Source organism: Brevundimonas sp. SL130, assembly GCF_026625805.1.
Taxonomy (GTDB): Bacteria; Pseudomonadota; Alphaproteobacteria; order Caulobacterales; family Caulobacteraceae; genus Brevundimonas.
Map to the genome: position 1 here is coordinate 2,145,083 of NZ_CP113064.1, position 22,129 is coordinate 2,167,211.

At 66.7% G+C, this 22,129-nt stretch carries 20 protein-coding genes; 6 read left to right on the forward strand and 14 right to left on the reverse strand.

All coding sequences use genetic code 11. The features are described from left to right. Positions 1 to 4: 4 nt before the first annotated feature. The 4 genes from OU998_RS10525 to OU998_RS10540 are packed head-to-tail and all read right to left on the reverse strand — an operon-like array spanning position 5 to position 3,319. Entirely contained in the window at positions 5 to 238 is a 234-nt protein-coding gene (locus OU998_RS10525) for a hypothetical protein (RefSeq protein WP_267513401.1), read from the reverse strand. Continuing rightward, entirely contained in the window at positions 235 to 1,701 is a 1,467-nt protein-coding gene (sufB, locus tag OU998_RS10530) for a Fe-S cluster assembly protein SufB (protein ID WP_267513402.1), read from the reverse strand. Before sufB ends, OU998_RS10525 begins: the two co-directional genes overlap by 4 nt. After that, positions 1,701 to 2,840 carry a cysteine desulfurase family protein gene (locus tag OU998_RS10535; RefSeq protein ID WP_267513404.1) on the reverse strand — a complete coding sequence of 380 codons (1,140 nt, stop codon included), beginning with the start codon at positions 2,838 to 2,840 and terminating at the stop codon, positions 1,701 to 1,703. The genes sufB and OU998_RS10535 overlap by 1 nt, the downstream gene beginning before the upstream one ends. Next, on the reverse strand, positions 2,837 to 3,319 hold the full coding sequence (locus tag OU998_RS10540) for an Rrf2 family transcriptional regulator (protein WP_267513405.1): 483 nt from the start codon (positions 3,317 to 3,319) through the stop codon (positions 2,837 to 2,839). Before OU998_RS10540 ends, OU998_RS10535 begins: the two co-directional genes overlap by 4 nt. A gap of 158 nt (positions 3,320 to 3,477) precedes the next feature. On the opposite strand from OU998_RS10540, the gene OU998_RS10545 reads away from it, so the two are divergent. Further along, positions 3,478 to 4,128 carry an alpha/beta hydrolase gene (locus OU998_RS10545; protein WP_267513407.1) on the forward strand — a complete coding sequence of 217 codons (651 nt, stop codon included), beginning with the start codon at positions 3,478 to 3,480 and terminating at the stop codon, positions 4,126 to 4,128. Between the two features lie 32 nt (positions 4,129 to 4,160). Beyond that, on the forward strand, positions 4,161 to 5,435 hold the full coding sequence (locus OU998_RS10550; RefSeq protein ID WP_267513410.1) for an NAD(P)/FAD-dependent oxidoreductase: 1,275 nt from the start codon (positions 4,161 to 4,163) through the stop codon (positions 5,433 to 5,435). A gap of 21 nt (positions 5,436 to 5,456) precedes the next feature. On the opposite strand, the gene OU998_RS10555 is transcribed toward OU998_RS10550, so the two are convergent. The 8 genes from OU998_RS10555 to dusB form a co-directional block, all read right to left on the reverse strand. Continuing rightward, positions 5,457 to 7,097 (reverse strand): Na+/H+ antiporter, encoded by a 1,641-nt coding sequence (locus OU998_RS10555; protein WP_267513411.1) that lies wholly within the window; start codon positions 7,095 to 7,097, stop codon positions 5,457 to 5,459. Positions 7,098 to 7,103: 6 nt separating this feature from the next. Then, positions 7,104 to 8,417, reverse strand: coding sequence for a GTPase HflX (gene hflX / locus OU998_RS10560; protein WP_267513413.1), 1,314 nt, complete (start codon positions 8,415 to 8,417; stop codon positions 7,104 to 7,106). Continuing rightward, a complete protein-coding gene (hfq, locus tag OU998_RS10565; protein WP_105563529.1) occupies positions 8,418 to 8,663 on the reverse strand; it encodes an RNA chaperone Hfq in 246 nt (81 codons plus the stop codon). Positions 8,664 to 8,820: 157 nt separating this feature from the next. Then, positions 8,821 to 9,582 (reverse strand): class I SAM-dependent methyltransferase, encoded by a 762-nt coding sequence (locus OU998_RS10570; protein ID WP_267513416.1) that lies wholly within the window; start codon positions 9,580 to 9,582, stop codon positions 8,821 to 8,823. Positions 9,583 to 9,591: 9 nt separating this feature from the next. Beyond that, positions 9,592 to 10,455 carry a D-amino-acid transaminase gene (locus tag OU998_RS10575; RefSeq protein WP_267513417.1) on the reverse strand — a complete coding sequence of 288 codons (864 nt, stop codon included), beginning with the start codon at positions 10,453 to 10,455 and terminating at the stop codon, positions 9,592 to 9,594. Next, positions 10,455 to 11,861, reverse strand: a complete 1,407-nt coding sequence (locus OU998_RS10580) for a sigma-54-dependent transcriptional regulator (protein WP_267513418.1) — start codon at positions 11,859 to 11,861, stop codon at positions 10,455 to 10,457. The genes OU998_RS10575 and OU998_RS10580 overlap by 1 nt, the downstream gene beginning before the upstream one ends. 10 nt (positions 11,862 to 11,871) lie before the next feature. Continuing rightward, entirely contained in the window at positions 11,872 to 14,139 is a 2,268-nt protein-coding gene (locus OU998_RS10585) for an ATP-binding protein (protein ID WP_420709728.1), read from the reverse strand. Then, a complete protein-coding gene (gene dusB / locus OU998_RS10590; RefSeq protein ID WP_267516772.1) occupies positions 14,136 to 15,191 on the reverse strand; it encodes a tRNA dihydrouridine synthase DusB in 1,056 nt (351 codons plus the stop codon). The genes OU998_RS10585 and dusB overlap by 4 nt, the downstream gene beginning before the upstream one ends. A gap of 94 nt (positions 15,192 to 15,285) precedes the next feature. On the opposite strand from dusB, the gene OU998_RS10595 reads away from it, so the two are divergent. Beyond that, positions 15,286 to 16,440, forward strand: a complete 1,155-nt coding sequence (locus tag OU998_RS10595) for a bifunctional 2-C-methyl-D-erythritol 4-phosphate cytidylyltransferase/2-C-methyl-D-erythritol 2,4-cyclodiphosphate synthase (RefSeq protein ID WP_267513420.1) — start codon at positions 15,286 to 15,288, stop codon at positions 16,438 to 16,440. A 3-nt stretch (positions 16,441 to 16,443) separates the two neighbouring features. Here OU998_RS10595 and OU998_RS10600 read toward each other — a convergent pair whose 3' ends face one another. Then, entirely contained in the window at positions 16,444 to 18,750 is a 2,307-nt protein-coding gene (locus OU998_RS10600; protein WP_267513421.1) for a spermidine synthase, read from the reverse strand. Between the two features lie 40 nt (positions 18,751 to 18,790). Between OU998_RS10600 and OU998_RS10605 the strand changes: the two genes are divergently transcribed. After that, positions 18,791 to 19,282 (forward strand): CinA family protein, encoded by a 492-nt coding sequence (locus OU998_RS10605; protein WP_267513422.1) that lies wholly within the window; start codon positions 18,791 to 18,793, stop codon positions 19,280 to 19,282. Further along, positions 19,279 to 19,506 carry a sulfurtransferase TusA family protein gene (locus OU998_RS10610; RefSeq protein WP_267513423.1) on the forward strand — a complete coding sequence of 76 codons (228 nt, stop codon included), beginning with the start codon at positions 19,279 to 19,281 and terminating at the stop codon, positions 19,504 to 19,506. Before OU998_RS10605 ends, OU998_RS10610 begins: the two co-directional genes overlap by 4 nt. 9 nt (positions 19,507 to 19,515) lie before the next feature. Here OU998_RS10610 and OU998_RS10615 read toward each other — a convergent pair whose 3' ends face one another. Beyond that, on the reverse strand, positions 19,516 to 20,469 hold the full coding sequence (locus tag OU998_RS10615) for a YihY/virulence factor BrkB family protein (RefSeq protein WP_267513424.1): 954 nt from the start codon (positions 20,467 to 20,469) through the stop codon (positions 19,516 to 19,518). Between the two features lie 194 nt (positions 20,470 to 20,663). On the opposite strand from OU998_RS10615, the gene OU998_RS10620 reads away from it, so the two are divergent. After that, entirely contained in the window at positions 20,664 to 21,971 is a 1,308-nt protein-coding gene (locus tag OU998_RS10620; RefSeq protein WP_267513425.1) for a diguanylate cyclase domain-containing protein, read from the forward strand. Positions 21,972 to 22,129 lie beyond the last annotated feature (158 nt).

Genomic DNA, 22,129 nt, shown 5'->3' on the forward strand with positions numbered 1-22,129 from the left:
TTTCTCACAGATCCGATCGGGTGGACACAAAGCCGTTGTAGATGATCATCGCGACCACCAATCCGCCGAGAATGGCCTGACCAATCAGTCGGTGACCGTTGGACATCATGACGAGTCCGACCGCTAAAACGGCAATGAAGATGATCAAGCCGACAAGAGCGAAACGTCGCGCTTTTGGCCCCTTCGGGTAGAAGCCGGATGGTCGCCGTTTGAAGAATCGTTCGTGGAAGCTCGTCACCCCACGCTCCCCTCAAGACTGATCGCCACCAGCTTCTGCGCTTCAACCGCGAACTCCATCGGGAGCTTCTGCATCACGTCGCGGACGAAGCCGTTGACCAGCAGGGCCACCGCCTCTTCCTGCGAAAGCCCGCGCTGCTGGGCGTAGAACAGCTGGTCGTCGCTCAACCGCGTCGTCGTCGCCTCATGCTCCAGCTGGGCCGAGCCGTTGCGGGCCTCGATATAGGGGATGGTGTGCGAGCCGCACTCCTTGCCGATCAGCAGGCTGTCGCATTGGGTGAAGTTCCGCACCCCCGTCGCCTTCGGATGCACCGAGACCAACCCGCGATAGGTCGAGTCCGATTTCCCCGCAGACACCGCCTTGGCGATGATCCGCGACTTGGTGTTCTTGCCCAGGTGGATCATCTTGGTGCCGGTGTCGGCCTGCTGATGTCCGTTGGTGATGGCGATGGAATAGAACTCGCCCGAGCTGTCGTCGCCCTTCAGGATGCAGGACGGATATTTCCAGGTGACGGCCGAACCGGTCTCGACCTGGGTCCAGCTGACTTTGGAGCGATCGCCCCGGCAGTCGGCCCGTTTGGTGACGAAGTTGTAGATGCCGCCCTTGCCCTCGGCGTCGCCGGGGTACCAGTTCTGGACCGTCGAATATTTTACCTCGGCGTCGTCCAGGGCCACGATCTCGACCACGGCCGCATGCAGCTGGTTCTCGTCGCGCATCGGCGCGGTGCAGCCCTCAAGGTACGAGACGTAGCTGCCCTTGTCGGCGATGATCAGGGTCCGCTCGAACTGGCCCGTCTGGCTCGCATTGATGCGGAAATAGGTCGACAGCTCCATCGGGCAGCGCACGCCCGGCGGGATGTAGACGAACGATCCATCCGAAAAGACCGCGCTGTTCAGGGCCGCAAAATAGTTGTCCGAGACCGGCACCACCGACCCCAGATATTGCCGCACCAGCTCAGGATATTCGCGCAGGGCTTCAGAAATCGGCATGAAGATCACGCCGACCTTGGCCAGTTCCTCCTTGAAGGTGGTGACCACCGAGACGCTGTCGAACACGGCGTCCACGGCCACGCGTGGCGCCCCCTGCACCCCCGCCAACACCTCCTGCTCTTTCAGCGGGATGCCCAGCTTCTTGTAGATTTCCAGGATCTCGGGATCGACCTCGTCCAGCGACTTTGGCCCCTCCTTCTGCTTGGGCGCGGCATAGTAGAACAGCGACTGGTAATCGACCGGCTCGTACTTCACCGCCGCCCAGGTCGGTTCCTCCATCGCCAGCCAGCGCTCATAGGCGGCTAGGCGCCATTCCAGCATCCACTCCGGCTCGCCCTTCTTCTCGGAGATGAAGCGCACGATGTCGGCGTTCAGGCCGCGCGGCGCGAACTCCTGCTCGATGTCTGACGTAAAGCCGTGCGCGTATTTCTCCAGCGCGGCGACGGCGTCGATGGTTTCCTTGACGGCGGCCATCAGGCGACCTCTCTCACGCGCTCTGCGGCGCGTGTCTTGTGCTTGTCGTAGGCGGCGATCCAGGCGTCGGCGAACCGCACCCAGTCGCTTTCTGTCGTGCCCCAGCCGCCGGAAACGCGCACGCCCCCGGTGGCCAGAGCGTTCAATCCCATGGCGCTGATGGTCTTAGACGGCTTGACCTTGCCCGACGAACAGGCCGAGCCCGCCGACACCATGACCCCAGCCAGATCGAGCGTAATCAACTGTTGAGGACTGTCCCAACCCTCGACCGCCATGAACAGGGTGTTGGGCAGGCGCGCCACGTCAGCGCCGATCACGGTCGCCCCGGCGGCCTTAACCTTGGCCTCGGCGGAATCGCGCCAGCAGACATGCGAAGCCATCGTCTCCAGGTCCCGCGCGGCGCAGTCGGCGGCCACGCCGAACCCGGCGATGCCCGGAACATTCTCGGTCCCGGCGCGCAGCCCCCGCTCCTGCCCCGCTCCGTGCAGGATGCGCACGCCCGACACGCCCTCCTTGAAGACCAACGCCCCGACGCCTTGCGGCCCGCCCAGCTTGTGCGCCGACAGGGTCAGGCTATCCGCGTCCAGAATCCGCATATCGACCGAAATCTTGCCCGCCGACTGTATGGCGTCGATGTGCAGCCAGCCTCCGGCCGCGCGCACCAGAGCGGCGGCCTCGACCACGGGCTGGATCACGCCGCTCTCGTTGTTCGCATGATGAATGGCGACCACGGCCCGCCCCCGACGCGTCAAGGCCTCGGCCAACCAAGCCAGATCAACCACGCCGTCGGCATCGACCGGCAGCACCTCGACGGGCGCTCCCGCATTCGCCGCCGTCTCGGCCACGCATGGGTGCTCGGTCGCCGAAACGATCAGCCGCTCGCATCCGGCGGCCAGGGCGCTGGCGATCGCCTGCGCATTGGCTTCGGTTCCGCCGCTGTTGAACACCACAGCGGTTGGATCGGCGCCGACCAGTTCGCCCACCTGGGCCCGCGCCGTCTCGACCCGCGCTCGTGCGCGCCGCCCGGCCGCATGGACCGCTGACGGATTGCCGTTGTCAGCTAGGGCCTTAGCCATGATCTCCAACACTTCCGGCCGCACCAGGCCCGAGGCGTTGTAGTCCAGATAGACGCTGGTCATGCCGCCACCCCCACAGCCTGCGAAGGTTCGACATTGCGTCGCCGCTGCCCCGTGCGGTTCAGGACCACATCCTCCAGCGACACACCCGCCAGATAACGATGAATTTCGTCGCCCAGGTCTTCCCACAGTTCATGGGTGATGCAGCGCTCGCCCGCCAGCATACAGCCCTTGGGCGATCCGTGGGCCACGCAGCGCGTCGCCCGGATCGGCTCGTCCACCGCCAGCACGATTTCGGCCACCACCGTCTCTTGCGCCGCCTTGGCCAAACGATAGCCACCGCCGGGTCCGCGCACGCTCTTGACCAGGCCGCTCTTGCGCAGACGGGCGAACAACTGCTCCAAATAGCTCAGCGAAATCTCCTGGCGCGCGGCGATTTCAGCCAGCGAAACCGCCCGGATTTCGCCGCTCTCGCCGCGTCCGTTCTTCGCCAGATCGGCCATCGCCATCACGGCGTATCGTCCCTTGGTCGACAGACGCATATCGCACCCTCAAAAATTGCGCGCTTTTCGGGGCTCTTGTGCTAGAACCCGCGCCTTCGCAAAGGCGGCTCGCTTGCGGAGGGACTTAGAAAGTCCCACCTCAGCGGTCAAGTATTACGCACACGCGAAATGACAGTTGAACGGATTCCAGAGCCCCTATGCCTGAAGTCATCCTGCCCGGCGCCTCCGGTCGCATCGAAGGCCGCTATTCCCCGGGCAAACGCCCGAACGCGCCGATCGCGTTGATTCTGCACCCACACCCCAAGGCGGGCGGGCATATGAACAACCCGGTCGCGGTCACCCTGCACCAGCTGTTCCAGCAGCGCGGCTTCGCCACCCTGCGCTATAATTCGCGCGGCGTCGGCAAGTCTCAGGGCGAGTTCGATTCCGGCATCGGCGAGCTGGCCGACGCGGCTACGGCGCTGGACTGGCTTCAGTCGAACAACCCCGGCGCCAGCCAGACCTGGGTCGGCGGTTACCAATTCGGGGCCTATATCGGCATGCAACTCCTGATGAGACGGCCGGAGACGGACGGCTTCATCTCGGTCTCGCCGCCGTCGAACATGTACGACTTCAGCTTCCTGGCCCCCTGCCCGGCGTCTGGCCTGTTCCTGCACGGCACGGCCGACACCATCGTGCCCCCGGTCGAGGTCGAGCGCGTGGTCAACAAGCTGCGCACCCAGAAGGGCATCATCATCGACTACGAACTGGAAGAGGGCGCCAGCCACTTCTGGCAGGACCATATGAGCGCCGTCGAACGCCGTGTCGGGGCCTATCTCGACAAGCGTCTGGAAGAAAAGCCGGCCTGAGCCTAGTTTCGGGTCATCTTAAGGAGACCCGGATGCAGCACGACATCGTCATCATCGGCGGCGGCGCTGGCGGGCTTGAGCTCGCCGCCCGCCTGGGCCGGAAGTTCGGCCCGCGCGAGGGCCGTCGGCGCGTTTTGCTGATCGACCGCTCCATCTTCCATCTTTGGAAGCCCAGCCTGCACGAGGTGGCTGCGGGCTCCATGGACAGCCACCAGGAGGGTCTGTCCTATCCGGTCCTGGCCCGCCGCAATCATTTCAGCTTCGCCTTCGGCGATCTGACGGGTCTCGACCCCACCCGCAAAACCCTCACCTTAGGCGAAATCCGGGATCAGGACGGCGTGGTCCTGGTCAAGCCCCGCACCTTGTCGTTCAACACTCTGGTTCTGGCCATCGGCAGCGGGTCGAACCTGTTCAACACGCCCGGCGCCGCCGTACATGCGCATCTGCTGGAAGACGTCGCCGACGCCGAAGCCTTCAACAAGCGACTGACCGCAGCCTTCCTCGCCGCCGCCTACTCCGATGAGCGGACATTGAACATCGCCATCGTCGGCGCGGGCGCCACCGGCGTGGAACTGTCGACCGAGTTGATCGAAGGTCACGACGAACTGTCCGCCGGCCTGGCCCCGGACCAGAAATTCGACCTCAACGTCACCATCGTCGAGGCCGCGCCCCGCATCCTGGGCGGCCTGCCCGAAACCGTCTCGGCCAAGGCGGCTCACGCCTTGAAGGCCAAGGGCGTGCGGCTGCTGACGGACGCCAAGGTGAGCGCCGTCTACAACGACCGACTGGACACGTCCAAGGGCCCGGTCCCAGCCGGCCTGATCGTCTGGGCGGCCGGGGTGAAGGCGGCGGAATCCAATCGTGATCTCGGCTTGACGACCGGCCGCATCAACCAGTTCGTCGTGGACGACCACCTGCGCGCCTCGACGCCCGACGTCTACGCCATGGGCGACTGCGCCGAGGCGCCGGGCCCTGATGGCCGCCCGGTCCCCGCCAGAGCCCAGGCTGCGGCCCAGCAGGCCGCCTATCTGGCCAAGGCCCTGTCCGATCCGTCACGCGATCCCGGCCCCTATGTCTATCGCGACAAGGGTTCGTTGGTGTCCCTGGGCGGCGACCGAGGCGTCGGCTCGCTTATGGGCAATCTCGGCGGCCCCGACTTTCTGATCGAAGGCCTGATCGCCAAATGGGCCTATATGGCCCTGCACCTGGAGCATCACCGCGCCATTCTGGGCGTACGCCGCACCGCCCTGCTGGCCTTGTCCCGCCTGCTGCACCGTCGCGTCTCCGGACGTCTGAAGCTGCACTAGATCTGACGCCTCTCAGCTGGGTCAGAGGTAGCGCAGCTCCTGCAGATCGACCTCGCGGATCATCCGGCGCGCCGTCACTTCGTCCAGCTGACGCGACCGCGCCATGCGGGTCAGTTCATCCCGTTCCGCCGCCAGGCCGGCCAGCCAGAGCCGACGCTCCACGTCGTCGATCTTGCGCGCCAGCACGGCGTCGTCTTCGTCCGTGCGGGTGTGGGTCTCGATGCGTCGGCGATAGACCTCCATGATCCGGCTGGCGATGTCGGAATAGAGGTCGGGGTTGGTCTTGCCCTCGGCCATGGCGTGGGACACGTCCTCGACAGCGCGCAGGGCGGCTGAGGCGGCCGCAACGCGACCGCGATCCGTCTCCCGTTCCTGCGACGGCTCGGGCGGCAGCTCGACCCCCTTCATCAGACGCGGCAGGGCGAAGGTGGCGACCAACAACGACACGATGATCACCCCCGCGGCCAGGAAGATCGCCAGATTGCGCGACAGCATCGGCGATCCGTCCGCCAGGACGAACGGCAGGGTCAGAATCCCCGCCAAGGTGATCGCCCCCCGCACGCCGGCGAGCGACATCACCATCGTCAGCCGCAGCCCCACCTTGGCCGGCGGCCCGCGATGACGCCGCCGGAACAGGGTCAGCTTCAGCGAGGTCCACACCCAGGCAAACCGCAAGGCGGCCAGGGCGGCGACAATGGCGAAGACATAGATGGCCAGCCACCAGATTTCCGGCCGACTGGTCCCCCGCACCACCTCCGCCGCCCGCGCCAGGATCGACGGCATCTGTTCGCCCAGAATGACAAAGATGATGCCGTTGGCGACGAACTGAACCGTGTCCCACACCACGCCGCGGCGGATGCGGGTCATGGCCAGGGACTGGCCGCCTATGCCGCCGCCTCGCTCGGTGAAACTCATGGTCACGCCCGCCGACACCGCCGCCAGAATGCCGGAAGCCTGCAATTCTTCGGCGACCAGATAGGCCGCGAACGGGATCAGCAGGCTGATCAAAATCTGCGCCCCGACATCCTCGCCCCAGCGACGACTGACGAAGGCCTTGGCCGAGCTGATGGCCATGGTCACCAGAACCCCGACCGCGACACCCACCAGCGCCAACCAGGCAAAGGTCCCCAAGGCGCCGCCGACCGAAAAGGCGCCCGTAGTCGCCGCCGCCACCGCAATCCGCATACAGGTCAGGCCGGTCGCGTCGTTCAGTAACGATTCGCCCTCGAGAATGTGCATGAGCCGCTTCGGGATCGGGGCTCGCGCGGCGATGGCCTTGACCGCAATCGGGTCGGTCGGCGACAGGATGGCGGCCAGGGCGAAGGCCACCGGCAAGGGCATCTCGGGGATCATCCACCAGATCAGGAAGCCCAGCCCGACCACGGTGAACAACACCAGGCCCAGGGCCAGCTCCAGGATCACCGCCCGGTCACGGAACAGGGCTTCCTTGGGGATCCGCCATCCGTCGAGAAACAGCAGAGGCGGCAGGAACAGCAGGAAGAAGATATCCGGCTCCAGATCCACCGTCGTCCCCGTCGCCAGGACGATGGCGGCCCCCAGCCCGATCTGCACCAGCGGCAGGGCGATGCGCGTGATCCGTGCGACCGAGCCCGACACCACAACAGCCAGAAGCAGAAGCAGGACGGTCTCGATCAGGTGCATGAAAACTCAGTCCGCCAGATCAGGATAAAGGCGCTCGAATCGCCCGAGCGCGGCAGGATGCAGACGCACCGTGACATGAGTACGTCCAAGGTCATCGGTATCCCGGAATGTCACCCGCCCATGCTCATACAGCCAGGCCAAGGCCTCGCCCTGCGCAGGCGCGAGCGTCAGACGCGTTTCCGGATCGTCGTCGATCAGGCCGGCGATGGTCTGGCGCAGAGGCTCGACCCCCTCGCCCGTCCAGGCGGAGACCGCGACCGCCTCCCCCGCCTTGGCCAGACGTTCAGCCTGGCCCAAAACAGCCTCACGCGCTTCGTCGTCCAGCAGGTCGATCTTGTTCCAGACCTCCAGCACGCGACGCGTCTTGCCCTCGGGCGTCTCGATCTGTTTCAGCACCGCCTCGACGTCCTTGGCCTGGGCGTCGCTGTCGGCCGAGGCGATGTCGCGGACGTGCAGGATCAGATCGGCTTCGCCCACCTCTTCCAGCGTGGCGCGGAAGCTCTCGACCAGTTCGTGCGGCAGGTCGGAGATGAAGCCGACCGTGTCCGCCACAATCGCCGGCCGGCCCTGCGGCAGCCGGATGGTGCGCTGGGTCGTATCCAGGGTGGCGAACAGCAGATCCTTGGCGAAGACCTCTGATCCCGTCAGCCGGTTGAACAGGGTCGATTTGCCGGCGTTGGTGTAGCCGACCAGGGCGATGGTCGGGAACGGGACCTTCTGACGCTGTTTACGGTGCAGGCCGCGCGTGCGGCGCACCTCTTCCAGCTCGGCTTTCAGCCGCACGATCCGGTCGGCGATCAGGCGTCGGTCCAGCTCGATCTGGGTTTCGCCGGGACCGCCGGTCGAGCCGGTGCCCCCGCGTTGCCGCTCAAGGTGGGTCCAGGTCCGCACCAGGCGCGACCGCTCATAGTCGAGCCGCGCCAGCTCGACCTGCAGCCGGCCTTCCTTGGTGCGCGCGCGGCGTCCGAAGATTTCCAGGATCAGGCCGGTGCGGTCGATGACCTTCACCTCCCATTCCTTCTCCAGATTGCGTTGCTGCACCGGCGTCAGGGCGTCATCGATAATGACCGCCTCGGCATCGGCCGCGCGGACCAAGGCGGCCAGTTCCTCGACCTTGCCGCTTCCAAACAGGGTGGCGGGCGTGGTCCCACGCAGTCGCACGATCTCTTCAGCGCGCACATCAAGGTCCAGCGCGCGGGCAAGGCCCACGGCTTCCTCAAGGCGCTCGCTCGCCAGCCGAGGGCTGTCTGAGCGTCGGTCGGGATGGATAACGACCGCCCGGATCAGCGGGACGGAGTGGTCGATCAGTTTGCTGGTCAATCAGTCTTCTTCGGCGTCGGGCTCGTACATCTGCACGGGCGCGGACGGCATGATGGTGGAGATGGCGTGCTTGTACACCAACTGGGACTGGCCATCGCGGCGCAGCAGCACACAGAAGTTGTCGAACCAGGTCACGATTCCCTGCAGCTTGACCCCGTTCACCAGGAAGATGGTCAGCGGCGTCTTGGTCTTGCGGACCGAGTTGAGGAAGGTGTCCTGAAGGTTCTGACGTTTGTCTTGCGACATGGCAGGTTTTTCCTGTTCTTGGTTGTTCGTCGCCGAGGGAGCGGCGTCGGGGCCGAACGGCGGCCGGAGGCGACCTTAGACGCCGCCTAACCACACCCGCAACGGTCGAGGACCGCTTTTTCTAGTTGGTCGCTGTGCTGTCGGTCTTCAAGATGCGTCAAGCCTCGCGCCGACCGCGAATACAGGCGCCGTGGAAGCCACCGTGGTCCGTATGGGACAGTTCGATGTCGGCGACCCCTGCGTCGAACAAGATCGCAGAGATCACGGTCAGATCGTAATCGAACATGACCATCTCGCCCTTGGCCAGTTTGCGCAGAGCTTTGACATTGGAGATCGTGGTGAAGTCCTCACCCATGACGATGCGCCCGCCTGGAACGGAGGCGTGACGCGGATCTCGATATAGAGCGAACTGAAGGGTGACGAAGCCGCCGGGCGCCAACCGCGCCATCAGGGCTTTCAGCAGAGGGTAGCCGCGCTCAGGAGGTATGTGCTGAAAGACGATCAGCGAAACAATCCAGTCGAAAGCGCGATCAGGCAGCTGTCGCCCGAACGTCGCGCCCGCAGGCACATTTTGACGCGCCTCTACCAGCATGGAATCCGAGATATCGACTCCAAACACGTCGCCTGTGACCGCGGCCAAGGCGCGTGTCAGCCGGCCGACGCCACAGCCGAAATCAAGCGCGGATTTGGGCGCAAAGTCGGGATACCGCCCCCTCAACCATCTGACCTCGTGTTCGATCCCCTGCACGCCGCTCCGGAAGAAGTCAGCCAGAACCTCATCAGTCAGATTGTCTGACTTGAAGCGCGGATCCGTCAGGACGCCGTAATAGGGATTTGTGCGACCGATCTCTTCCCAATCAGCATCAGTATCACGCGGAGCGGCGTCAGCGGCGCCACGACCGAACAGGGTCTTGAGCATGGTCATCCCTCAGACAGAGTCTCGGCGCGCCTGATCAAGATAGAGCTGGCGCAGCTTCAGCGTAATCGGCCCAGGCTTGCCGTCGCCGACCTTTGTTCCGTCAATGGACACCGCCGGCGTGACGAAAGCGCCTGCGGCGGTGAAGAAGGCTTCACGCGCCCGCTTGGCCTCGTCAACGCTGAACGGACGCTCGTCCAGCTCGACCCCGTGTTCCTTGATCAGCGCCATCAGGGTCGTGCGGGTGCAGCCCTTCAGGATGTTGGCCTGGGTGTCGCGCGTCCGCAGCTTGCCGTGTTCGTCCACGATCCAGGCATTGGTCGAAGACCCTTCGGTCACCAGCCCCATTTCGTCCACGAACCAGGCCTCATAGGCGCCCGCCTCGCGCGCCGCCTGTTTGGCCAGGATGTTTGGCAGCAGCCCCACCGTCTTGATGTCGCATCGTCCCCACCGGATATCGGGCTGGGTCAGGACGGCGACGCCCTTCTGCGCCTGCGCCTCGCCGCGCGCGGGCGAAATCGACTTGGCGGTGACGATGACGCTGGGGGGCGTGCCGGGCATGGGAAACGGGTGATCGCGACGGGCCGTGCCGCGCGTGACCTGCAGGTAGACGATGCCGTTCTTGACCCGATTGCGACGGACGGTCTCGCGCAGCACCCGCGTCAGGGCCTCGACCGACATGGGAATATCGATGCGCAATTCGTTCAGGCTGCGGTGCAGGCGGGTCATATGGCCGTCGAAATCCGCCAGCCGACCGTCGAACACGGACCAGACCTCATAAACGCCGTCGGCGAACTGGAAGCCGCGATCCTCGATATGGACCACAGCCTGGCCATGCGGGCTATAGGTTCCGTTGACGTAGGCGACGCGGGACATCAGGCTTGATCTTCCTCTTCTCCGCCGCGCGCGGGCGACACCCCCAGCGACTTCAACTTGCGGTGCAGCGCCGACCGCTCCATGCCGATGAAGGCCGCAGTCCGCGATATATTGCCGCCGAAACGCATGATCTGCGCCGCCAGATAATCTCTCTCGAACACTTCGCGCGCCTCGCGCAACGGCAGGGCGATTGTGCGTTCGGCGCCCAGGGTAGACGACCCGCCGTTCGACGTCGCCACCTCCTGCGGCAGCATGTCGGCGGTGATCGGCTCGTTCGGATCGCCCGTCGCCAGGATCAACAGCCGCTCGATATTGTTGCGTAGCTGGCGGATATTGCCCGGCCAGGGGTGGACCTGCAGCACGGCGACGGCGTCGTCGCCGACCACGCGGCGCGGCAGGCCTTGCGAGGCGCTGATGGTCTCGACGAAATATTCAACCAGTTCGGCGATATCCTCGCGCCGCTCCGACAGGGCCGGCACGCGGATCGGCACCACGTTCAGACGATGGAACAGATCCTCGCGGAACCGCCCCTCGGCGATCTCGGCCTTCAGGTCGCGCGAGGTCGAGGTGACGACCCGCACATCGACCTGCACGTCCTGCTCACCGCCGACGCGACGGAAGCGCTGATCGACCAGGACGCGCAAGATGCGGCTCTGGCTCTCGCGCGGCATGTCGCTGATCTCGTCCAGATAAAGCGTGCCGTTATGGGCCCGTTCGAACACGCCGATCTTGCGCGGGCGACCGTCCTGCCCCTCTTCCCCAAACAGTTCGACGTCCAGACGTTCGGGCGTCATCCCGGCCGCCGAAATGGCCACGAACTCCGCGCGGGCGCGCGGGCTGGCCTCGTGGATCTGACGGGCGACCAGTTCCTTGCCCGATCCGGCCGGGCCGGCGATCAAGACGCGGCTGTTGGCCTGGGCCACCTTGGCGATGGTGCCGCGCAGCGCCTGGGCCGCCTGCGACCTTCCGATCAGGCCGGACGGCGTCATGGTCTGGGCCCGCAGCCGGCGGTTTTCGCGCTTCAGCGTCGCCGCCTCGATCGCCCGCTCGACCACGACCACCAGCCGGTCGGACTTGAACGGCTTTTCGATGAAGTCATAGGCGCCGCGCTTCAGCGCCGTCACCGCCGTCTCGATATTGCCGTGCCCCGAGATCATCACCACCGGCAGGTCGGGATCGATCTCCTTGACCACCTCCAGCAGTTCCAGCCCATCCAGTCCGCCGCCCTGCATCCAGATGTCCAGGATCGCCAGCGACGGCTTCCGCGCTCGGATCGCCGCCAGGGCCTCGTCGGAATTGGCGGCCACGCGCACGGCGTGCCCCTCGTCCTCAAGCAGACCCGAGACCAGATCGCGGATGTCCGCCTCGTCGTCGACGACTAGAATGTCGGAACCGGTAGGTCGCATCTTGCCTCGCTTATTCGGCCACGACGGTCTGGAGCTTGCGCTCCGTCACGTCGCCGGTCTTGCCGTGGGGTTTCAGGGGGAAGATCAGGCACACGCGCGCGCCGCGCAGGGTCTCGGCGTCGGCCAGCTTCAGCTCGCCGCCGTGGTCCTCGCAGATGCGTTTGACGATGGCCAGGCCCAGGCCCGTGCCCTTCTCGCGCGTGGTGACATAGGGTTCGGTCAGACGATCGCGATCCTTGGCCGGCAGGCCGATCCCGTCGTCCTCGACCATGAAGGTCGCCAGGCCGTTCTCCACGATCAGCGAGGCGATGATCCCCGCCTCGTCTGACGCGGCCGCATCGCCATCCGCCAGCCGTCGGGCGGCGACGGATTCGCCGGCGTTCTTCAGGATATTGATCAGGGCCTGCCCCACCATCCGGGCGTCGCATCGCAGCGTCGCCTTGGGCAGGGGCTCGTGCATCTCGACCACGATATCGGCGGCCGCGACCCTCTGGGCGAACACGGCTTCGCGCAGCATCTCCGCCGGATTGGCCGCGCCGAAGCGCGGCGCCGGCATGCGGGCGAAGGACGAGAACTCATCCACCATCCGGCCGATGTCGCCGACCTGGCGGATGATCGTGTCGGTGCACCGGTCGAAGATCTCGACGTCGTCCACCTTGTCCCTATATTTCCGCTTCAGCCGCTCGGCCGACAGCTGGATCGGCGTCAGGGGGTTCTTGATCTCATGGGCGATCCGGCGGGCCACGTCGCGCCAGGCGGCGTTGCGCTGGGCCGTCACCAACCGGGTGATGTCGTCGAAGGTCAGAACCATCTCGCCGCCCTGACCGCCCTCGATCCGGACCCGCAGCCGGAAGGTCTCCCCGCCTCGGCTGATGTCGATATCCTCTTCGATATGGGCCTCGACCCGCCCCACGAGATCACTGAGCTCTGGAGAGAGCGCGGCCAGTTCATGGCCCAGAACCGCCTCTTCTTCGATGTGCAGCAGTTGCAGCGCGCTGTCGTTGATGGCCGAGACACGCCCCCGGCGATCCAGGCCAATGACGCCGGCGCTGACCCCGGACAGCACGGTCTCGATGAACCGACTGCGATCCTGCGCCTCGTCGCTGGCGGCCTTCAGCGCCGTCTGCTGGGCCTGTAGGTCGCCGGTCATCCGGTTGAAGGCGTCGGACAGGGTGGCGATCTCGGCGGGGGCGCCGTCGCTGTCCACCCTGGCGCTGAAATCGCCGCCCGCCACCTGATCCGCCGCCTTCACCAGACGGCCGATCGGCGCCGAAATACTGCTGGCCGCCGACATGCCCAGCCAAACCGCGCCCACCAGCACCAGAAGGGCCGTTTCCAGATAGCTGAGAATGAAGGCCGACTGGATCCGCGACCGGCTTTCCTTCGCTTCCTGATAGGCCTGGATCGACTGGATCGACGCATTCATCCGTGCGACCAGTCCGTCCTGCAAAGGACGCACAAGATACAGATAGGCGTCGCCATAGGCCGGAAGAGCGACGATTGATCGCACGGCGTCCGGATTCTGCGTCACGTCAGTGGGAGGCTGCCCCCCTTCAGCGGCAGCCTCCAGGTAGTTGCGCGGCGGCGCCAGATAAGGGGGGGCATTGGGTTTCTCCGCCCTTGCCAGCACCTGTCCTTCGCCGTTCAAAATGTAGATGGCCGGATAGCCGAAGATATCCCCAAGCTGCGCCAGTGCGTCGTTGAACTGAATACGATTGCCGAACAGACTGCGCGCGCTGCTCAACTGGTCGGAGATCGTTCCCAGGTCTGCGTCCACGGACGAGGCCACATCCTTGACATAGGCGCGACCGACGACAGCGCCGTTTTCGACCGAGGCCTGAACATTGTCGCTGAACCACTGATCCACGCCGCGCGTCACCAGTATCCCGAACACCAGAGCGATCAACACCGCCGGGATCACCGCCACCATGGAAAACAGGGCGACGAACCGCAGATGCAGCCTCGACCCTGCCTCGCCCGTGCTACGGGCCAGCGCCAACACGCGACGTCCGACGATGAAGGCCAGGCCTGAGATCAGCGCCAGATTGGCCAGAAGGACGAACAGCACCAGCTGACTGGTCGAACCCCGCGCCGCCCCCGAGGTCGCCCCGGGCGCAAGCGCCACCAGCCAAACCGCCGCCGCCGTAATCACTACGGCGACGACATAGGCGAAGCCGAAGCCGGCGCGCGACCGCTCCATCTCGAACCGCCCCCAGAATGACTCATCGTCCGACACCCGGTCGGTTCGAGAGGTCACAGCTGAGGGCGTATCCGTCATGCCACAGCAGTGTCGATCAACTGTGGCGCATTTTCAACAACAGACTTGCCCTGATCCGGCAAATTCCGCCGCCAAAGTTCCGACATGGCCGCCTCGACCGCCTCAGGATCATCCAGCCGGCAAATTCTTGCCTTGGCCTCGCGCCGGTGTTGCGGATCGGCCGGCCAGGGCGCCTGTTCGATGTACCAGCCCAGGTGCTTGCGGAACATCTTCAGCCCCAGGGGCAGACCGTAGAAGTCCGCCGAGGCCCGCAGGTGTTCGACGACGATGGCCAGCCGCGCCTCCGGCCCGGGTTCTTCCAGCGACACCCCGTCGATCAGCGCCCGCTCCAGATGCGCCGCCAGCCAGGGCCGTCCATAGACGCCGCGCCCCAGCATCAGACCGTCCGCGCCTGACTGCGCTAGGGCCTCGCGCGCGTCATCCGCCGTCAGTATGTCGCCGTTGACGATCACGGGGATGCCGACCGCCGCCTTGACCGCCCCGACCGCATCCCAGTCGGCCTTGCCGGTATAGAACTGCTTGCGGGTGCGGCCGTGCACCGTCACCGCCTTGACCCCGATCGCCTCGGCCCGCTTCGCCAGTTCGGCGGCGTTTCGGCTGTCGTCGTCCCAGCCCAACCGCATCTTGACCGTCACCGGCCGACCGGTCGCCTGAACCGCCGCCTCCATAATCCGGCAGGCCAGATCCGGCGTGCGCATCAGGGCCGATCCGGCGGCCGAGCCCGTGACCTCCTTGGCTGGACAGCCGAAGTTCAGATCGACGATGTCCGCGCCCGCCCTCTCAGCCATGCGCGCGCCCTCGGCCATCTGGCCCGGATCGCGGCCGACCAGCTGGATTACCGTCAGCGGCAGACCGGCCCCGACGGCGGCGCGGCGCACCACGTCGGGCCGCTCGCGCGCCAGTTCCTTGGCCGCCACCATCTCGGTCGCCACATAGGCCGCGCCCAGTTTGGACGCGAGCACGCGGAACGGCAGGTCGGTGACGCCGGTCATGGGCGCCATCAGCACCTGCCCCGGCACCGTCACGTCGCCGATCTGTAAGGTCTTGGCCATCTCCGCCTTTCGCAGCATCCGAGGCCGCCTCGTCAAGCACCACCGAGGCGGTTTGATGGTTTCGCCCGCCGACGGCGCGCTTTAGAAGGCCGTCATGACTTTCTCGGGCATCATCGTCGCGGCCGGTTCAGGCTCGCGCGCCGGCGGCGACAAACAGTGGCGCACCCTGGGCGGAAAGCCCGTACTGCGCTGGTCGGCCGAGGCCCTGCTGAACGCGGGCGCCGACGAACTGGTCATCGTGATCGCCCCCGGCGCCGAGCCGCGCGTGGCCGAGGCCCTGGCGGGACTGTCGCACTGGCGCGCAGTCGTCGGCGGCGACGTCCGCGCCCAGTCCGTCCGCGCCGGCCTGGCCGCCCTGGCCTGCCCCGCCGACCAGCCCGTCCTGATCCACGACGCCGCCCGCCCCCTGCTGGACCGCGCCGTCATCGACCGCCTGATCGCGGCCCTGTCCGACGCCGGCGGCGCCTTGCCCGCCCTGCCGGTCGCCGACAGCCTGCGTCGCGGCGCCGAGGGCTTGATGGCGGGGGTGGTCGAGCGCGACGGCCTTTGGCGGGCCCAGACGCCCCAGGCCTTCCGTCGCCAGACTATCGAATCCGCCTACGCCGCCTGGACCGGTCCCGACGCCCCGACGGACGAAGCCGTGGTGGTCGAACGCCACGGCGGACGCGTCGCCCTCGTCGCGGGCGATCCACGTCTGATGAAACTGACCTATCCCGAGGATTTCGCCATGGCCGAGGCCCTGTTGTCGCAAGCGACCCGCTATCAGACCCGCATCGGCTCCGGCTACGACGTCCACCGCTGGGGCCCCGGCGGGTCGGTCTGGCTGTGCGGGATCGAGGTGCCGCACGACCAGACCCTGATCGGCCATTCCGACGCCGACGCGGGCCTGCACGCCCTGACCGACGCCCTTCTGGGCGCGATCGCTCAAGGCGACATCGGCGACCACTTCCCGCCGACTGACCCGAAATGGAAGGGCGCTTCCTCCGACCTCTTCCTGCTTCACGCCGCTGAGCTTGTGACCGCGCGCGGCGGCCGCATCGTCAATGTTGACGTGACCCTGATCTGCGAACAGCCCAAGGTGAAGCCGCACCGCCAGGCCATGCGCGAACGGATCGCCAGCCTGCTCTCCCTTCCGCTCGACGCTGTCAGCGTCAAGGCCACCACGACCGAAGGATTGGGCTTCACGGGCCGGGGCGAAGGCCTGGCGGCCCAGGCCGTGGCCACGGTCGAAATCCCTATCCCGGCCTAGGCCCTACTGTGCCGAATACTGGATCTGGCGGACCAGCGACCCGAACAGATTGACATAGTCGTCGGTCCACGGCCGCACCTCAGTCGCCTCTAGCCTGCGCCAGCGCGGGTCGGCCCGATAGGGCGCCATGGCCGCCTCCGACTTGCCGATGACCAGGGCCTCGGTCGAGGATTCGGACATCTGCACCGCCTCGGGCCGTTCCCTATAGATCTGGTGCAGGGCCGGCGCTTTCAGGGCCGCCGCCGCCGCCTCGGCCGGCAGGGTGATCTCCAGGTTCCGGTTCGACAGGTGCAGCACCACCACCCCGTCGGGTTTCAGCAGGCGCAGATAGCCGGCGATGGCCTCGACCGTCAGCAAATGGGTCGGCACCGCGTCCGATGAGAAGGCGTCGATGATCAGCAGGTCATAGCTGCCTGGCGCCTCCTGCTCCATGGTCAGGCGGGCGTCGCCCAGCACCGTCCGCACCGCCCCCTGGGCGCAGCCGTTGATGAAACTGAACCAGCGCGGATCGCGCGACAGCCGGTCCACCATCGGATCGATCTCGAAGAAGCTCATCCGGTCCTGAGTTCGCTTATAGGCGGCCATGGCCCCCGCGCCCTGCCCCACCACCCCGATCACCGCGCCGTCGGGGTGGCGTTCATGAGCGATCATGCCCGCCTGCCCGATGGGCGTGGTCGTGGCGTAATACAGGGTCGGCAGGCATCGATACCGCTCCGACTGCGCCTGGGCGCCGTGCAGGGTGGTGCCGTGCATCAGCACATGAACCGGCCCGTCGAGCCCTTCGATAGTGGTGCTGGCCACCCGCATGACCCCGAAGAAGCTCCGTTCCGTCAGCGTCCAGTCATAGCCGCGCGCGACATGATAGCCGGACCAGACCATGGCCCCGATCACCACGCTGAACATGACCGCCCGGTCCCGCAGCAAAAAGGCGAACAGGGCCGCGATCCCCAGCACCGCCTGGGCGATCCGCACCAGCTCTGCATCCGGCACATTGGCGCGGATATCCGGCGCATAGCGAACCAGCGCCAGCCCTAACGGCCCGGACAGGGCGATCAGCACGCCGATAACGCAGGCGATGATCTCCCAGGTGCGCATCTCACGTCCCCGCCACGGTCGCAGCAGCCCCACCGCGACCAGCACCAGCGGATATTCCCACACCATGTTGAACACGACCGGCGCGATCAGGGCGTTGAACACCCCGCCTATAACCCCGCCCAGCGACAGCAGCAGATAAAACTCGGTCAGCCGCCCCGGCGCCGGCCGCCGCTCGGCCATCAGCTGGTGGCACATCAGGGCGCTGAAGAAGAAGGCCGTCAGATTGACCCCGAAGACGAACAGCCACTCGGTCGTCCTGAACGCCGCCAGGGCCGCGCAGGCCGCCAACACCCCCGCCTGGATCGCCAGGGTCAGGTAGATCGGAATGACCGGCCGCGCCTGGAAGGCGATGACGAAGGTCAGCAGATAAAGGGCCAGCGGGATGACCCACAGAAAGGGCGCCGAGGCCACGTCCGTCGACAGGTGCGCCGTCACCCCCAGCATCAGACTGGACGGCGCGGCGGCCAGCAGGATCAGCAACCCCTTCTCGCGCCAAGCGATGCGGGGCCCGGGTTCCAGCCGCGCGGGCTCTGCCGCCACCGCCTCGCGCCGCCGCCAGGCGAAGACGCCCAGACCCGCGATCATGACCACGAACAGGCCGTAACCCAGGCTCCACCCGCCCCTCTGCCCCGACAGGCTGACCAGGGGCTCGATCAGAGCCGGATAGGCCAGCAAGGCCAGGAAACTTCCCAGGTTCGAGGCGGCGTAAAGCACATAGGGGTTGTTGCCCCCCGGCGCACCATCACCACCTCCAGCCATGGCCGTGACCCGCGCATACCAGGCCTGCAACAGCGGCGCCGTCGCCGACAGAACCGCGAACGGGGCGCCGATCGACACAGCCAGGGTGGCCAGCAGCCAGACCGTCGGCGCCGACGGATCGGGATCGCCCAGCAGGCCGCTGATCCGCAACGGCAGAAACAGGGCCGCGATCAGCAGCAGGCCCAGATGCACCGCCGCCTGAAGACGCATCGATCCGATCCTCTGCAACAGGTGCGCGTAGAGGTATCCGACCAGCAGCGCGGTCTGGAAGAAGACCATGGCCGCATTCCAAACCGACGGCGATCCGCCCAGGGTCGGCAGGATCAGCTTGGTCGCCATCGGCTGCACCACAAAGACCAGGCAGGCCGAGGTGAAGACGGCGATGGCGAACAGGATCGCGGTCGCCTGGGGGGCTGGCCTGCGGGTCGCGACTTGGACCTCGGTCACATCGGTCATGGCTCTGGTTAGAGCGGGACTCGCGGCCTATGAAAAGGCCATGTTCCCGCAAGATATTCAGCGCCTGGCGCAACAGATCGTCGCAACCTCAACCACGCATGGGTTGATGCTGACCACGGCCGAAAGCTGCACCGGCGGCCTGGTCGCCGCCGCCCTGACCGCCGTCCCAGGCTCGTCCGCCGCCCTGGACCGGGGGTTCGTCACCTACAGCAATGAGGCCAAGCAACAGATGTTGGGCGTGCCCGAGGCGACGCTGATCGCCCATGGCGCGGTCTCCGAGCCGACCGCCCGCGCCATGGCCCAGGGCGCCGTCGCCCATTCGCGCGCCGCCGTCGGCGTCGCCGTCACCGGCATCGCCGGCCCCGGCGGCGGATCGCCGGAAAAGCCGGTCGGTCTGGTCCATTTCGCGGCCCAGGGGCCGGGCGGTCTGATCCATCGCCAGGAAAACTTCGGCGACATCGGCCGCGACGCCATTCGCACCGCCGCCGTCCGCGTGGCCCTGGAGATGCTGGCGGACCGGCTCGCCTCATGACCGAGCCGCGTCTCGTCGACTCGCGCGGCCATGTCTGTCCGACGCCCAGTCTCCGATTGATGAAGGCCATGGCCGGCGCCCCGGCCGGGACGGTCTTCGTCCTTCTGGCCACCGATCCCATGGCGCGAATCGACGTGCCCTATCTGATGACCCAGAAGAACGGCCGCCTGCTCGACATTCAGGAAACCGAAGGCGTGATTCGCCTCACGGTGCAGACCGGCTGAACACCGATCTTAAGGCCGCGACCGGCGGCTGGCACGACGCTCGGACAGGTCGACCACATCGGCCTGAGCGGTCGGCGGCGTGGTCCCGCTCTTGGCGTCGGCGTCGGCGGCGATCTCCATCTCGGTAGCGAAGGCGCCGCCGTAGAAGATGGCGTTGATGTTCCACGACAGCCAGATCAGCAGCACCACCACCGCCCCGACCGAGCCGTATGTCGCCCCCAACGGCGCAATCTGCTCCACATAGATGGCGCATAGCCACGACGAGATCACCGACATCAGCGTCGCCACCAGACCGCCGGTTATCGCCGGCAGCCAGGCGACCCGCGAACTGTGGCTCATGGCGTAGCGATAGAGCAGGGTCAGCCCCACCACGAGGCCCAGCGCCGGCAGGAAGGCGTCCATCGGCATCAAACCGCCGCCGAACTTTTCCGCCGCCGATGAGGTCGTATGGGCCAGGATCCGCGCCGTCACCACGGCGCCCGACACCACGGTGAACAGGGCGAAGGCGAAGACGGCGACGAAGAAGGCCAGCAGATTGAATCTGAAGAAGCCGTGCGGCTCCGTCTCATCGTGGATCAGGTTAAGCCCTGCCAACAAGGCCTTGAAACCCCTGTGCGCCGCATAGGCGCCGACGATCAGGGCGAAGGCGCTCTGCGCCGACACCGTGCGGGCCGACGCATTGGTAAGGCGCGTGATCTCATCGCGGAAAATCGTCTGCGCCGCCTGGGGCAACAGGTCCGACAGGGCCGCCGCCTGGGCGCTGACCTCGCTGATCGACAGACCCAGCTTGTAGAAGCCGATCAGGATGGCGATGGCCGGAAACACGGCCAGCAGGGCGAAGAACGACACCCCGCCGGTGTACAGCATCACGTCGCGACCCCAGCTTCGGGTAAAGGCGCGCACTGCAAGACCACCCCAGAATCCGGGCGCCTTCAGAACCGATCGGGTCAGGTGATCACTCAAGCCGGTTCTCACAACCGTTGAACAGGCGACTTAACCTAGAGCATTCCTTCGCCGAGGAAAATCCCACTCCGAAACACCCGTCTATCCCCGCTCCAGACGCGCCAAGTCATTGCTTCCTTAAGGGGCGCCTCGCTATGGTCCCAGCCGCCTTTGCGGGCGATGGGCGCACGGACGTCCATGGGGAGACGACTAACTTGGCTTTCGACGCGCGTGTATTGATCCTGGCGGCCCAGGATGGCCGGATCGGACCGCTCGCGGCCGGACTGGACGCCCTCGGCTGGACGACCGTCACTGCCCGCGACCTGGCCGCGGCCGAGGCGACGCTGCAAGACTTCCCGCTGGACGCCGCCGTGATCGATTTCGATTCGTACCAGGACGACGCCGTCGCTCGACTGCGCGCCGCCGCCCATCCGCGCAGCCTGCCGGTCATGGTGGTCGGCGCCCCGCGCGGTTCCGCGGCCGATGCGGACCTCGCCGTCACCACACCGCCCCATCCCGCCCAGGCGGCCCTACGCCTGGAGCAGATGACCCGCGCGGCCGTGGCCGAGGAGGAGTTCGATCTTCGCTGCGACACCTTCGCCGCGCGCGGCCTGGATCTACAGCCCGGCGGCCCCGATCATTCGCCCCTGCGTATTCTGGCCGCCGGCGTGGCCGAGCGCCGCTTCCTGGCCCTGTCCAACGCCCTGACCGCCTCCGGGGTCGAGGTCGTCGCCGCCCCCACCCCCTACACCGCCTTCGACTATCTGCACGAAAGCCCGTTCGACGCCGCCGTCCTGTGGGGCGCCAAGGACCATGCCCCGGCCCTGTCCATCGCCTCGGGCATGAAGCGCAACACCCGCCTCTATCACATCCCCCTGATGCTCTATCTCCGGGGCGGCAGCGAGATGAGCCTGGACGAGCTGTTCAACCGGGGCTTCTCCGACGTCGCCACCGCCGACACCCGCGAAGACGAGACCGCCGAACGCCTGCTGGCCCTGGCCAAGTCGCACCGTCGCTACCTGACCATCCGCAAGGCGCTGGATTCGGTTCGTGGCCTGGACATCATGGACCCGACGACCGGCCTGTTCACCCCCGAACTGTTCGCCGCCCACCTGGCGCGGGTCGCCGACGCCTCGCGCGCCCGGCGACGCCCCCTGTCGGTCTGCGTCCTGCGGGTGCGTGAGAACGAGGCCGTCGCCTGGGCCCGCCAGGGCGGCTGGCTGGACCGCGCCCTGCCCCAGATCGGCGCCATGATCTCGCGCCTCGTGCGGGTCGAGGACACTCCGGCCCGCCTGGCCAAGGAAGTCTTCGCCCTGGCCCTGCCGGCCACACGCGGCGAGGCCGCCCGCCTGGCCGCCGAACGGATCGCCGCCGTCATCGGCTGCACCGCCTTCGACGCCGGCCCCGACCGCTCGCCCTTCGTCGCCGAATTCGACGTCGGCGCCGCCGAAATGCGCCCCAACGAATCCGCCGGCGCCCTGCTGGAGCGCGCCTCCGCCGATTTGTTCGACAAGGTGCGGTAGGGTTGGATCATGTCCCCCTCGGGCAGATGTGCGAAAGGCCCAAAAGTTGCGCGCCGTAACGTTTCCGAGAGCGGAAATCGACGATTGAACCAAAGCGCGTCTTCGAGCCGTTGCGAACGAGAGAGTACAGCCAACGCTATGCTTCGATCATGACAAAA